This is a genomic window from Citrobacter sp. MGH100 (assembly GCF_001034465.1).
Classification (GTDB): Bacteria; Pseudomonadota; Gammaproteobacteria; order Enterobacterales; family Enterobacteriaceae; genus Citrobacter; species Citrobacter youngae.
In genome coordinates, this window is the sequence record NZ_KQ089800.1 from 381,459 (window position 1) to 393,960 (window position 12,502).

Genomic DNA, 12,502 nt, shown 5'->3' on the forward strand with positions numbered 1-12,502 from the left:
ACTTTTTCCCGCCAACTCAACACTCTTTTGATCCGGCAACAGCATTTACCCCAATTGGGGTATGCACCTCAAACACATCCTGAAATATCTTACGGCTAAAAATAACTACTCATAAATAGTGCGTTTTTTATTGTCGTTCAACCCGCCGAGGGAGAGCGTCATTATGGAAGGACAATGTCATGGTTGATTTATCCCGTCGAGGCATGTTGACAGGCAGTTGGCGTAAAGCCAGCAATGGGATTCGTCCGCCGTGGAGCATGGAAGACTCACATTTTCTGGCTCATTGCCTCCGTTGTGACGCCTGCATCCAGGCGTGTGAAACCGACATCCTGCAGCGAGGCCAGGGTGGTTACCCGAGCGTAAATTTCAAACACGGCGAATGCAGCTTTTGTTACGCCTGCGCAGAGGCCTGTCCCGAATCACTTTTTCTTCCGCGCCACACCAGGGCATGGGATCTGAATTTTTCGATCGGTGACAACTGTCTCGCGCATCAGTCCGTTGAATGCCATCGCTGTCAGGATAGCTGTGAACCCATGGCCATAACCTTTCGTCCCACGCTGTCCGGTATTTATCAGCCACAGCTCGACAATCAGGCATGTAACGGATGCGGCGCGTGTGTCGCTATCTGTCCGGTATCAGCCATTAATGCGGAGTACAACCATGGACACTAACTGGCAGGTCTGCAGCCTGGTCGTTCAGGCCAAAAGTCAGCACATCAGCGATATCGCCACGCAGTTACGTTCGTTTCCGGGTTGCGAAGTTGCTCTCAGCGATGTGGAAAGCGGTCAACTGATTGTGGTGGTGGAAGCAGAGCACAGTGAAACGCTAATGAAAACAATTGAGTCAGTGCGCAACGTTGCGGGCGTGCTGGCGGTGTCGCTGGTTTATCACCAGCAGGATGAGCAAGGTGAGGAAACACCATGAAACTCAGTCGTCGTAGCTTTATGAAAGCTAACGCCGTTGCGGCCGCTGCGGCGGCTGCCGGGTTAAGCGTGCCGGGCGTAGCCCGTGCGGTAGTCGGTCAGCAAGAAGCGATCAAATGGGATAAAGCCCCGTGCCGTTTTTGCGGTACCGGTTGTGGCGTATTGGTAGGCACTCAACAAGGGCGTGTTGTGGCATGTCAGGGTGACCCGGATGCGCCGGTTAACCGTGGGCTCAACTGCATCAAAGGTTACTTCCTGCCGAAAATCATGTACGGAAAAGACCGTTTAACGCAGCCGATGCTGCGCATGAAAGACGGCAAATATCACAAAGAAGGCGAATTCACCCCGATTAGCTGGGACCAGGCCTTTGATGTGATGGAAGAGAAATTTAAAACCTCTCTGAAAGAGAAAGGGCCAGACGCTATTGGTATGTTTGGCTCCGGTCAGTGGACCATCTGGGAAGGCTACGCTGCCGCAAAACTGTTCAAAGCCGGTTTCCGTTCGAACAACATCGATCCGAACGCGCGTCACTGCATGGCGTCAGCCGTTGTGGGCTTTATGCGTACCTTTGGTATGGATGAGCCGATGGGCTGTTATGACGATATCGAGCATGCGGATGCTTTCGTCCTGTGGGGCGCTAATATGGCGGAAATGCACCCGATCCTGTGGTCGCGCATCACTAACCGTCGTCTGTCCGATCCTAACGTCAACGTCGCCGTTCTCTCTACCTTCCAGCATCGTAGCTTTGAGCTGGCGGATAACGGCATCGTCTTTACGCCGCAAAGCGACCTGGTGATCCTCAACTACATCGCAAACTATATCATTCAAAACAATGCGATAAACCAGGACTTCTTTAGCAAGCACGTTAACCTGCGTAAAGGGGCAACGGATATCGGCTACGGTCTGCGTCCAACCCATCCGCTGGAAAAAGCGGCGAAAAACCCGGGTTCCGATGCCTCGGAACCGATCAGTTTTGAAGAGTACAAAGCGTTTGTTGCGGAGTATACGCTGGATAAAACTGCAGAAATGACTGGCGTGCCAAAAGATCAGCTGGAACAGCTGGCGCAGTTGTATGCCGATCCTAAGAAGAAAGTCATCTCCTACTGGACGATGGGCTTTAACCAGCATACCCGTGGCGTATGGGCTAACAACCTTGTCTATAACCTGCACCTGCTGACCGGTAAAATTTCTCAGCCAGGCTGCGGCCCATTCTCGCTGACGGGTCAGCCTTCCGCTTGTGGTACCGCGCGTGAAGTCGGGACCTTCTCTCACCGTCTGCCTGCGGATATGGTGGTGACGAACGAGAAACACCGCGATATCTGTGAAAAACACTGGAATATTCCGGCGGGGACCATTCCGGCGAAAATCGGTCTGCATGCTGTGGCGCAGGACCGCGCACTGAAAGATGGCAAGCTCAATGTCTACTGGGTGATGTGTAACAACAACATGCAGGCTGGGCCGAACATCAACGAAGAGCGTATGCCTGGCTGGCGCGATCCGCGCAACTTTATCATCGTTTCCGATCCGTACCCGACGGTCAGTGCTCTGGCTGCCGACCTGATCCTGCCAACAGCGATGTGGGTAGAGAAAGAAGGGGCTTACGGTAACGCCGAGCGCCGTACTCAGTTCTGGCGCCAGCAGATTAAAGCACCGGGTGAAGCGAAATCTGACCTGTGGCAGATGGTGCAGTTTGCCCGCCGATTCAAAACGGAAGACGTCTGGCCGGAGGAACTGCTGGCGAAGAAACCCGAGCTGCGCGGTAAGACGTTGTATGACGTGCTGTTCGCCACGCCAGCAGTAACGAAATTCCCGGTCAGCGAACTGGCTGAAGATCAACTGAACGATGAATCTCGCGAACTCGGTTTCTACCTGCAAAAAGGTCTGTTCGAAGAGTACGCCTGGTTTGGTCGCGGACACGGACACGATCTTGCACCGTTCGATGATTACCACAAGGCGCGCGGGTTACGCTGGCCAGTGGTCGATGGTAAGGAGACTCAGTGGCGCTACAGCGAAGGCAACGATCCGTACGTGAAGGCTGGAGAAAGCTACAAGTTCTACGGCAAACCGGATGGGAAAGCCGTTATCTTCGCGCTGCCATTTGAACCGGCGGCTGAAGCACCGGATAAAGAATACGATCTGTGGCTCTCCACCGGTCGCGTGCTGGAGCACTGGCATACTGGCAGCATGACGCGCCGCGTGCCGGAACTGCACCGTGCGTTCCCGGAGGCGGTACTGTTTATCCATCCGCTGGATGCAAAAGCGCGCGATCTTCGCCGTGGCGACAAGGTCAAAGTGGTATCCCGTCGTGGTGAAGTGATTTCGATTGTTGAAACACGCGGCCGCAACCGTCCGCCTCAGGGGCTGGTGTACATGCCGTTCTTCGACGCCGCACAGTTGGTGAACAACCTGACGCTGGATGCGACGGATCCGCTCTCTAAAGAGACGGATTTCAAGAAGTGCGCTGTGAAACTGGCGAAGGTGTAACGCGTTATGTCCCGGTCAGCAAAACCCCAAAATGGCCGCCGCCGCTTCCTGCGCGATATGGTTCGCGCAGCAGGCGGGCTGGCTGTCGTTGGCGTGGCGCTGGGGTTGCAACAGCAAACCGCACGCGCAACCGGCGTGCGGCTGCGCCCGCCTGGGGCTCTGAGTGAAGACGCATTTGCCAGCGCCTGTGTGCGCTGTGGCCAGTGCGTCCAGGCCTGCCCGTATGACACGCTGAAACTGGCAACGCTGGCCTCCGGGCTGGCGGCCGGAACACCCTATTTTGTCGCTCGCGACATCCCCTGCGAAATGTGTGAAGACATTCCGTGCGCCAAAGTCTGCCCCAGCGGCGCGTTGGACAGGGAAATTGCATCCATTGACGATTCGCGTATGGGACTGGCGGTTCTGCTGGATCACGAAAACTGCCTCAACTATCAGGGGCTACGCTGCGACGTTTGCTATCGCGAGTGCCCGAAAATCGATGAGGCTATCACCCTGGAGCTGGACCGCAACATGCGTACTGGTAAGCATGCGCGGTTTATTCCGACCGTGCACAGCGATGCCTGTACTGGCTGTGGGAAATGCGAAAAAGTCTGCGTACTGGAGCAGCCGGCAATAAAAGTGCTGCCGCTGTCGCTGGCGAAAGGGGAGTTAGGACACCATTACCGCTTCGGTTGGCTGGAGGGGAACAATGGCAAATCGTAAACGTGATGCGGGGCGTGAAGCACAAGCGAAAAAAGGGTGGTGGAAGAGCCATCGCTGGCTGGTGTTGCGTCGCCTGAGCCAGTTCCTGGTTCTGGCGATGTTCCTCAGCGGTCCGTGGCTTGGCGTGTGGATCCTGCATGGTAATTACAGTAGCAGCCTGTTGCTGGATACCATTCCGTTAACCGACCCACTCATTACCCTGCAAAGCCTGGCCAGCGGGCACCTGCCAGCAACAGTCGCGTTAACAGGGGCCGCCATTATTACGGTTCTGTATGCCCTTGCAGGTAAGCGACTGTTTTGCAGTTGGGTCTGCCCGATGAATCCGGTGACTGATTTGGCGAGCTGGCTGCGCAGAAGGTTTGACCTGAATCAGTCTGCGACCCTGCCGCGCCATATACGGTACGTCCTGCTGGTGGTTATCCTGGTCGGTTCTGCCCTGACAGGAACGCTGCTGTGGGAGTGGATAAACCCGGTTTCTTTGCTGGGACGTAGCCTGGTCATGGGCTTTGGCAGCGGTGCGCTGCTTATTCTCGCGCTGTTTTTATTTGATTTACTGGTCGTTGAGCATGGCTGGTGCGGACATCTCTGCCCCCTGGGTGCGCTGTATGGCGCATTGGGCAGTAAAGGTGCAATAACCGTATCAGCAAAAGAACGTAAGAGATGTAACCGCTGTATGGATTGTTTTCATGTTTGCCCGGAACCGCATGTGCTACGTGCGCCGGTGCTGGATGAGCAAAGCCCGGTGCAGGTGACCAGTCGCGATTGCATGGCCTGCGGTCGCTGTGTGGATGTCTGTTCTGAGGATGTTTTTACAATAACGATACACAAAATCATTTGAGATGCATCGCGGCGGCAAGCGAGAAATTCCCCAGGAGCATAGTAACTATGTGACTGGGGTTTCGGAGCGCAGCCAACAAAGAGGCAGCTTAAAGGATGAAGTGTAAATGCGATGGAGTTCGGGAGCGAAACAATGAAAAGCCATGACCTGATTAAAGCGCTGAGTCAATGGACAGCCGCGCTGGCCCTGGTAGTCAGTGGGGCCGTTTGGGCTGCAAACGGAGTGGATCTGAGCCAGTCACCGGAGGTCTCAGGGACACAGGAAGGGGCGATTCGCATGCCGAAAGAGCAGGAGCGTATGCCGCTGAATTATGTGAATCAGCCACCGATGGTTCCGCACAGTGTTGACGGTTACCAGGTGACGACCAATACCAACCGTTGCCTGCAGTGTCACGGTGTTGAAAGCTACCGCACCACCGGTGCACCGCGCATCAGCCCGACGCACTTTATGGACAGCAACGGCAAGGTACTGGCTGAAGTCGCCCCGCGTCGTTACTTCTGTCTGCAGTGTCATGTCCCGCAGGCTGACGCCGCGCCGATTGTTGAAAATACCTTCACCCCCTCGAAAGGTTACGGGAAATAAGAGGTCATTATGGAAAATTCTAACCGTAAACCAGGCTGGATTAAGCGCGTCTGGCAATGGTGGCGTCGCCCCAGCCGTCTGGCGCTCGGCACGCTGTTGTTAATCGGCTTTGTGGGCGGCATTATTTTCTGGGGCGGCTTTAATACCGGTATGGAAAAGGCCAATACTGAAGAGTTCTGCATTAGCTGTCACGAAATGCGCAACACGGTATACCAGGAATACATGGAAACCGTACACTACAACAACCGCAGCGGTGTGCGCGCGACTTGCCCTGATTGCCACGTCCCTCATGAGTGGGGGCCGAAAATGATCCGCAAAATCAAGGCCAGCAAGGAGCTGTACGCGAAAGCACTGGGGTTAATAGATACACCGCAAAAATTTGAAGACCACCGTTTATCGATGGCGCAAAATGAATGGCGGCGTATGAAAGACAATAATTCGCAAGAGTGTCGGAACTGTCACAACTTCGAGTTTATGGATTTAACCGCCCAGAAAGGCGTAGCGGCTAAAATGCATGATCAGGCCGTGAAAGAAGGGCAAACCTGTATTGACTGCCATAAAGGGATAGCGCACAAACTGCCTGATATGCGCGAAGTCAAACCGGGCTTTTAACAGGATGTAAATAATCAGGATGCTTGAGGCCAGAGAACTGCTCTGCGAGCGAGATGACAGAATACTGTTTAGCGATCTGTCATTTCGCGTCAATGCAGGGGAATGGGTACAAATTACCGGGAGCAATGGCGCAGGGAAAACCACCCTGCTGCGGTTGCTTACCGGGCTGGCTCGTCCTGATGCCGGAGAGGTTTGCTGGCAAGGGAAATCGCTGCACCAGGTGCGGGACAGCTACCATCAGGAACTACTGTGGATCGGACATCAGCCGGGGATAAAAACCCGGCTTTCGGCGTTGGAGAATCTGCGATTTTTCCATCACGATGGCGACTGTCTGGCGGCACTGGCGCAGGCAGGGCTTGCCGGATATGAAGATATTCCTGTTAATCAACTCTCCGCCGGACAACAGCGGCGCGTGGCACTGGCTCGCCTCTGGCTGACCCGCGCGCGACTGTGGATCCTCGATGAACCCTTTACGGCAATTGATGTGCACGGCGTTGAGCGACTGACCCAGCGCATGGCACAGCATACAGAGCAGGGTGGTATTGTGATCCTTACAACGCACCAGCCTCTGGGTGTTGAGACCGATAAAGTTCGACGTATTGCGCTGACCAGCGAGAGGGCCGCGCAATGATGTGGCAAATCTTCCGTTTAGAACTGCGGGTTGCGTTCCGTCATAGTGCAGAGATCGCCAATCCGTTATGGTTTTTCCTGATCGTTATCACGTTGTTCCCTCTGAGCATTGGGCCGGAGCCACAGCTGCTGGCGCGCATCGCACCGGGCATTATCTGGGTTGCCGCATTGCTGGCCTCATTACTGGCGCTGGAACGTTTATTCCGGGATGACTTACAGGATGGCAGCCTCGAACAATTGATGCTGCTGCCATTGCCGCTACCGGCCGTGGTGCTGGCGAAGGTGATGGCGCACTGGGTTGTAACCGGTTTGCCGCTGCTGATCCTCTCGCCGCTGGTGGCATTGCTGCTGGGAATGGATATGTACGGTTGGCAAATTATGGCGCTGACGTTGCTGCTTGGAACGCCGACGCTGGGTTTTCTCGGCGCACCGGGCGTGGGATTGACGGTGGGGTTAAAACGCGGTGGCGTGCTGTTGAGCGTGCTGGTACTCCCGCTAACCATTCCATTGTTGATTTTTGCGACCGCTGCGATGGACGCCGCCTCGATGCACTTACCCGTTGAAGGGTACATGGCGATTCTGGGTGCGTTGCTGGTCGGCAGCGCCACGTTAAGCCCGTTTGCCACAGCCGCGGCGTTACGGATAAGCGTGCAGTAACGAGAATTAGATGTGCAGGCCGGGCAAGGCGCTCCGGCACAACGGATTTTAATTTATGGAGTCTGGTGACTGAACTATGTGGAAAACACTTCATCAATTGGCGATGCCCCCTCGGCTCTATCAGATCTGTGGCTGGTTTATCCCGTGGCTGGCGATTGCCAGCGCGGTGGTACTGATAACGGGATGGGGCTGGGGCTTTGGTTTTGCGCCTGCAGACTATCAGCAGGGGCAGAGTTATCGCATTATTTATCTGCACGTTCCGGCGGCAATCTGGTCGATGGGCATTTACGCCTCGATGGCTGTTGCCGCGTTTATCGGCCTGGTCTGGCAGATGAAAATGGCCAATCTGGCGCTGGCTGCGATGGCGCCGATTGGTGCAGTGTTTACCTTTATTGCGCTGGTGACAGGTTCCGCATGGGGCAAACCGATGTGGGGAACCTGGTGGGTCTGGGATGCCCGACTCACCTCTGAACTGGTGCTGCTGTTTCTCTACGTTGGCGCCATTGCGCTGTGGCATGCCTTTGACGACCGCCGCCTGGCGGGGCGCGCTGCCGGCATTCTGGTGCTGATTGGTGTGGTCAACTTACCGATTATCCACTACTCGGTTGAGTGGTGGAATACGCTGCATCAGGGTTCTACCCGCATGCAGCAAAGCATCGATCCGGCGATGCGTACGCCGCTGCGTCTGGCGATCGTCGGCTACCTGTTACTGTTTGTCACGCTGGCGCTGATGCGCATGCGTAACCTGATTTTGATGATGGAAAAACGCCGCCCGTGGGTGAGCGAACTGATCTTAAAAAGAGGCCGCCAATGACCCCTGCATTTGCATCATGGAGTGATTTTTTCGCGATGGGCGGTTACGCCTTATATGTCTGGCTGGCCGTGGCCATGAGTGTAATTCCGTTGCTGGTGCTGGTGCTGCATTCTGCACTACAGCATCGCGCAATCTTACGCGGTGTGGCGCAGCAGCGGGCGAGAGAAGCGCGTATGCGTGCAGCGCAAGTGCAACGGGAGGCGGCGTGAATATTCGACGTAAAAATCGGCTATGGATAGCCTGTGCGGTGCTGGCGGGCCTGGCTTTGACCATCACGCTGGTGCTCTATGCGCTGCGTTCCAATATCGATCTGTTCTATACGCCGGGAGAAATACTCTACGGCAAGCGCGAAACTCAGCAGATGCCGGAAGTCGGTCAACGCCTGCGCGTTGGCGGTATGGTTATGCCGGGCAGTGTGAAGCGCGACCCGCAGTCGCTGAAAGTTAACTTCAGCATCTATGACGCCGAAGGCGTGGTGGATGTGACCTATGAAGGTATCCTGCCGGATCTGTTCCGTGAAGGGCAGGGCGTCGTTGTTCAGGGAGAACTGGATCAGGGAAATCATGTGCAGGCCAAAGAGGTCCTTGCCAAGCATGATGAAAATTACACCCCGCCGGAAGTCGAAAAAGCGATGCAGGAAAACCATCGTCGTCCGGAAAGTGTTTATAAGGATAAAACGTCATGATGCCTGAAATTGGCAACGCGCTGTTGTGCCTTGCGCTTGGCGTTGCACTGTTGCTGTCGGTTTATCCGCTGTGGGGTGTTGCGCGTGGCGATGTCCGGATGATGGCCTCTGCGCGACCCTTTGCCTGGGTGTTGTTTATCTGTGTGATGGGTGCGTTTCTGGTGCTGGTAAACGCCTTCGTGGTTAATGACTTTACCGTGACCTATGTCGCCAGCAACTCCAATACGCAACTTCCGGTCTGGTATCGCGTCGCCGCGACATGGGGCGCGCATGAAGGCTCATTGTTGCTGTGGGTGTTGCTGATGAGCGGCTGGACGTTCGCTGTGGCGCTGTTCAGCCAGCGGATGCCGCTGGATATCGTCGCCCGCGTACTGGCGGTGATGGGCATGGTCAGCGTTGGCTTCCTGCTGTTTATCCTGTTTACTTCCAATCCGTTTGCCCGCACGTTGCCAGATTTTCCTATTGAAGGCCGCGACCTGAATCCGCTGTTGCAGGATCCTGGGCTTATTTTCCACCCACCATTGCTGTACATGGGTTATGTCGGTTTCTCCGTGGCGTTTGCTTTTGCGATTGCCGCGTTGATGAGTGGCCGACTGGACAGTACCTTCGCCCGTTTTTCGCGTCCGTGGACGCTGGCGGCGTGGGTCTTTTTGACGCTGGGTATTGTGCTCGGGTCTGCGTGGGCCTATTACGAACTGGGCTGGGGCGGTTGGTGGTTCTGGGACCCGGTAGAGAACGCGTCGTTTATGCCGTGGCTGGTGGGGACTGCGCTGATGCACTCGCTGTCAGTGACCGAACAGCGCGCCAGCTTTAAAGCCTGGACGCTGCTGCTGTCAATCTGCGCCTTCTCGCTTTGCCTGTTGGGGACTTTCCTGGTGCGCTCTGGCGTGTTGGTGTCGGTGCATGCCTTTGCCTCCGATCCGTCGCGCGGCATGTTTATTCTGGCCTTCATGGTGCTGGTGATTGGTGGCTCCCTGCTGCTGTTTGCAGTGCGCGGTCACAAGGTCCGCTCGCGGGTTAATAACGCGCTGTGGTCGCGTGAATCTCTGCTGCTGGGGAATAACGTTCTGCTGATTGCCGCCATGCTGGTGGTGCTCCTGGGTACGTTGTTGCCGCTGGTGCACAAACAGCTCGGGTTGGGCAGTATTTCGATTGGCGAGCCGTTCTTCAACACCATGTTTACCTGGCTGATGGCACCGTTCGCACTGTTGCTGGGGATTGGACCATTAGTGCGCTGGGGCCGTGACCGACCGCGTAAGCTGAAAACGCTACTGATTGTCGCGTTTGTCACCACGCTGGTACTGTCGCTGCTGCTGCCGTGGCTGTTTGAAGACCGCATCGCTGCCATGACGGTCGTGGGTATGGCAATGGCATGCTGGATATTCGTGCTGGCGATGTCCGAGGCGTTCCTGCGTATTTCGCGCGGCACGAAGCTGACGCCGAGCTACTGGGGCATGGTTTCAGGTCACATAGGACTGGCTGTTACCATCGTCGGTATTGCCTTTAGCCAGAACTACAGCGTTGAACGTGATGTGCGCATGAAGGCGGGCGATAGCGTCAGTATCCATGATTATCAGTTCACTTTCCGCGAAGTAAAAGATATTACCGGACCTAACTACCGGGGGGGCGTGGCCGTGATTGGTGTTACCCGTGACGGCAAGCCGGAAGCGACGCTGCATGCGGAAAAACGCTTTTACAACAGCACCAGTTCAATGATGACTGAAGCGGCAATTGACGGCGGATTCACGCGTGACCTGTACGCTGCGCTGGGCGAAGAGCTGGATAACGGCGCATGGGCTGTACGTCTGTACTATAAACCGTTTATTCGCTGGATTTGGGCCGGAGGATTGCTGATGGCGCTGGGCGGATTGTTCTGCCTGTTTGATCCACGCTATCGCCAGCGCACGCGTCCTCGCGCTGCGGTGCAAAAAAATGCGTCGGAGGCTGTATGAAGCGCAACGCACTGTTAATTCCGTTTATTATTTTTCTTATCATTGCGGCGGCGCTGCTGTGGCAGTTAGCGCGTAACGCGCAGGGTGACGATCCCACGAATCTGGAATCGGCGCTGATTGGCAAACCGGTGCCAACATTCCGCCTCGAATCGCTGGAAAATCCGGGTCAGCATTATCAGGCCGATGTGCTGACGCAGGGCAAACCGGTATTGCTGAACGTCTGGGCGACCTGGTGTCCGACCTGTCGTGCTGAGCATCAGTATTTGAACCAGCTTTCTGCACAGGGAATTCGGGTGGTGGGTCTGAACTATAAAGATGACCGTCAGAAAGCCATCGTCTGGTTGAAAGAGCTGGGTAATCCATATGCGCTAAGCCTGTTTGACGGCGACGGGATGCTTGGTCTGGATCTTGGCGTGTACGGCGCGCCGGAAACATTCCTGATCGACGGTAAAGGCATTATTCGCTATCGCCATGCCGGCGACTTAAACGCCAGGGTGTGGGAGAGCGAGATCAAACCATTGTGGGATAAATACAGTAAGGAGGCTACGCAATGAGGTTCTTTCTGGGCCTGCTGATGCTGGTTATCTCGGGATCGGCGCTGGCCACTATTGACGTGATGCAGTTCAAAGATGAGGCGCAGGAACAGCAGTTCCGCCAGCTTACCGAACAACTGCGCTGTCCTAAATGTCAGAACAACAGCATTGCTGATTCTAACTCGATGATTGCCACCGACCTGCGCCAGAAAGTGTACGAACTGATGCAGGAAGGAAAAAGCCAGAAAGAAATTGTCGATTACATGGTGGCGCGCTACGGCAACTTCGTCACTTACGATCCGCCATTGACGCCGCTGACCGTGCTGCTGTGGGTGATGCCGGTGGTCGCGATTGGTCTGGGTGGCTGGATTATTTTCGCCCGTACTCGCCGACGTGTCCGGGTGAAACAGGAAGCGTTTCCTGACGACGTTATCCCGGATGGCAAGCGCGGTGGGTTCGGGTTGTTTGTGCCCGGCATCGTGGTGGCGCTGGGGGTTGGCGCAGTGAGCTATTATGAAACCGGCAACTATAAGCAGGTTCAGGTCTGGCAACAGGCTACCGCTCAGGCTCCGGCGCTGCTGGAGCGGGCGTTGGATCCAAAAGCTGATCCGCTCAATGAAGAAGATATGACGCGTCTGGCGTTGGGTCTGCGCACCCGCTTACAAGCCGATCCTGCCAACGTTGAAGGTTGGATCATGCTTGGGCGCATTGGCATGGTACTTGGTAACGCCAGTACGGCCACTGAAGCCTATGCTAATGCTTATCGACTGGATCCGAAAAACAGCGATGCTGCGCTGGGCTATGCGGAAGCGCTGACCCGTTCCTCCGATCCTGACGATAACCGTCGGGGAGGGGAGCTTCTACGCCAGTTGGTACGCGGCGAACATGCCAACGTGCGGGTTCTAAGCATGTATGCGTTCAACGCTTTTGAACAGCAGCGCTTTGGCGAGGCGGTTGCGGCGTGGGAGATGATGCTGAAATTATTACCGGCTAATGATACCCGTCGGGCGGTGATAGAACGCAGCATTAAGCAGGCGATGGAGCAGCTAACGCCGCAGGAGAAGTAAGAGTGTAAGATGCCGGATGGCGA

At 55.6% G+C, this 12,502-nt stretch carries 15 protein-coding genes; all 15 read left to right on the plus strand.

The window, feature by feature from the left end; genetic code table 11:
• Nucleotides 1-179 precede the first annotated feature (179 nt).
• The 15 genes from napF (at nt 180) to SK32_RS01840 (ending at nt 12,479) form a co-directional block, all read left to right on the plus strand.
• Complete coding sequence (gene napF / locus SK32_RS01770; protein ID WP_048211122.1) at nt 180-671, plus strand: ferredoxin-type protein NapF; 492 nt, start codon at nt 180-182, stop codon at nt 669-671.
• The gene (gene napD, locus SK32_RS01775; RefSeq protein WP_048211123.1) at nt 661-924 is read left to right on the plus strand and encodes a chaperone NapD; all 264 of its coding nucleotides are present in this window, start codon (nt 661-663) and stop codon (nt 922-924) included. Before napF ends, napD begins: the two co-directional genes overlap by 11 nt.
• Entirely contained in the window at nt 921-3,407 is a 2,487-nt protein-coding gene (gene napA, locus SK32_RS01780) for a nitrate reductase catalytic subunit NapA (RefSeq protein ID WP_048211124.1), read from the plus strand. Before napD ends, napA begins: the two co-directional genes overlap by 4 nt.
• A gap of 6 nt (nt 3,408-3,413) precedes the next feature.
• Nucleotides 3,414-4,109, plus strand: coding sequence for a ferredoxin-type protein NapG (napG, locus tag SK32_RS01785; protein WP_048211125.1), 696 nt, complete (start codon nt 3,414-3,416; stop codon nt 4,107-4,109).
• Nucleotides 4,096-4,947 carry a quinol dehydrogenase ferredoxin subunit NapH gene (gene napH, locus SK32_RS01790; protein ID WP_048211126.1) on the plus strand — a complete coding sequence of 284 codons (852 nt, stop codon included), beginning with the start codon at nt 4,096-4,098 and terminating at the stop codon, nt 4,945-4,947. The genes napG and napH overlap by 14 nt, the downstream gene beginning before the upstream one ends.
• A gap of 132 nt (nt 4,948-5,079) precedes the next feature.
• Nucleotides 5,080-5,529, plus strand: coding sequence for a nitrate reductase cytochrome c-type subunit (gene napB / locus SK32_RS01795; protein ID WP_048212558.1), 450 nt, complete (start codon nt 5,080-5,082; stop codon nt 5,527-5,529).
• 9 nt (nt 5,530-5,538) lie between these two features.
• Nucleotides 5,539-6,141: a cytochrome c-type protein NapC gene (napC, locus tag SK32_RS01800; protein WP_005129332.1), complete on the plus strand. Its 603-nt coding sequence runs from the start codon at nt 5,539-5,541 to the stop codon at nt 6,139-6,141.
• Between the two features lie 13 nt (nt 6,142-6,154).
• Complete coding sequence (ccmA, locus tag SK32_RS01805) at nt 6,155-6,772, plus strand: cytochrome c biogenesis heme-transporting ATPase CcmA (protein WP_086523394.1); 618 nt, start codon at nt 6,155-6,157, stop codon at nt 6,770-6,772.
• Entirely contained in the window at nt 6,769-7,428 is a 660-nt protein-coding gene (gene ccmB / locus SK32_RS01810) for a heme exporter protein CcmB (protein WP_005129323.1), read from the plus strand. The genes ccmA and ccmB overlap by 4 nt, the downstream gene beginning before the upstream one ends.
• 76 nt (nt 7,429-7,504) lie before the next feature.
• Nucleotides 7,505-8,242 carry a heme ABC transporter permease gene (locus SK32_RS01815; RefSeq protein WP_008785297.1) on the plus strand — a complete coding sequence of 246 codons (738 nt, stop codon included), beginning with the start codon at nt 7,505-7,507 and terminating at the stop codon, nt 8,240-8,242.
• Nucleotides 8,239-8,451, plus strand: coding sequence for a heme exporter protein CcmD (ccmD, locus tag SK32_RS01820; protein ID WP_005129320.1), 213 nt, complete (start codon nt 8,239-8,241; stop codon nt 8,449-8,451). Before SK32_RS01815 ends, ccmD begins: the two co-directional genes overlap by 4 nt.
• On the plus strand, nt 8,448-8,927 hold the full coding sequence (gene ccmE, locus SK32_RS01825) for a cytochrome c maturation protein CcmE (protein WP_005129319.1): 480 nt from the start codon (nt 8,448-8,450) through the stop codon (nt 8,925-8,927). The genes ccmD and ccmE overlap by 4 nt, the downstream gene beginning before the upstream one ends.
• Nucleotides 8,924-10,879, plus strand: coding sequence for a heme lyase CcmF/NrfE family subunit (locus SK32_RS01830; protein ID WP_048211128.1), 1,956 nt, complete (start codon nt 8,924-8,926; stop codon nt 10,877-10,879). Before ccmE ends, SK32_RS01830 begins: the two co-directional genes overlap by 4 nt.
• Entirely contained in the window at nt 10,876-11,433 is a 558-nt protein-coding gene (gene dsbE / locus SK32_RS01835; RefSeq protein WP_048211129.1) for a thiol:disulfide interchange protein DsbE, read from the plus strand. The genes SK32_RS01830 and dsbE overlap by 4 nt, the downstream gene beginning before the upstream one ends.
• Entirely contained in the window at nt 11,430-12,479 is a 1,050-nt protein-coding gene (locus SK32_RS01840; RefSeq protein WP_048211130.1) for a cytochrome c-type biogenesis protein CcmH, read from the plus strand. The genes dsbE and SK32_RS01840 overlap by 4 nt, the downstream gene beginning before the upstream one ends.
• The last annotated feature ends 23 nt before the right edge of the window (nt 12,480-12,502 follow it).

Coding starts and splice junctions, on each gene's coding strand:
- napF (WP_048211122.1), top strand. CDS start 180: ATGGTTGATTTATCCCGTCGAGGCATGTTGACAGGCAGTTGGCGTAAA.
- napD (WP_048211123.1), top strand. CDS start 661: ATGGACACTAACTGGCAGGTCTGCAGCCTGGTCGTTCAGGCCAAAAGT.
- napA (WP_048211124.1), top strand. CDS start 921: ATGAAACTCAGTCGTCGTAGCTTTATGAAAGCTAACGCCGTTGCGGCC.
- napG (WP_048211125.1), top strand. CDS start 3,414: ATGTCCCGGTCAGCAAAACCCCAAAATGGCCGCCGCCGCTTCCTGCGC.
- napH (WP_048211126.1), top strand. CDS start 4,096: ATGGCAAATCGTAAACGTGATGCGGGGCGTGAAGCACAAGCGAAAAAA.
- napB (WP_048212558.1), top strand. CDS start 5,080: ATGAAAAGCCATGACCTGATTAAAGCGCTGAGTCAATGGACAGCCGCG.
- napC (WP_005129332.1), top strand. CDS start 5,539: ATGGAAAATTCTAACCGTAAACCAGGCTGGATTAAGCGCGTCTGGCAA.
- ccmB (WP_005129323.1), top strand. CDS start 6,769: ATGATGTGGCAAATCTTCCGTTTAGAACTGCGGGTTGCGTTCCGTCAT.
- SK32_RS01815 (WP_008785297.1), top strand. CDS start 7,505: ATGTGGAAAACACTTCATCAATTGGCGATGCCCCCTCGGCTCTATCAG.
- ccmD (WP_005129320.1), top strand. CDS start 8,239: ATGACCCCTGCATTTGCATCATGGAGTGATTTTTTCGCGATGGGCGGT.
- SK32_RS01830 (WP_048211128.1), top strand. CDS start 8,924: ATGATGCCTGAAATTGGCAACGCGCTGTTGTGCCTTGCGCTTGGCGTT.
- dsbE (WP_048211129.1), top strand. CDS start 10,876: ATGAAGCGCAACGCACTGTTAATTCCGTTTATTATTTTTCTTATCATT.
- SK32_RS01840 (WP_048211130.1), top strand. CDS start 11,430: ATGAGGTTCTTTCTGGGCCTGCTGATGCTGGTTATCTCGGGATCGGCG.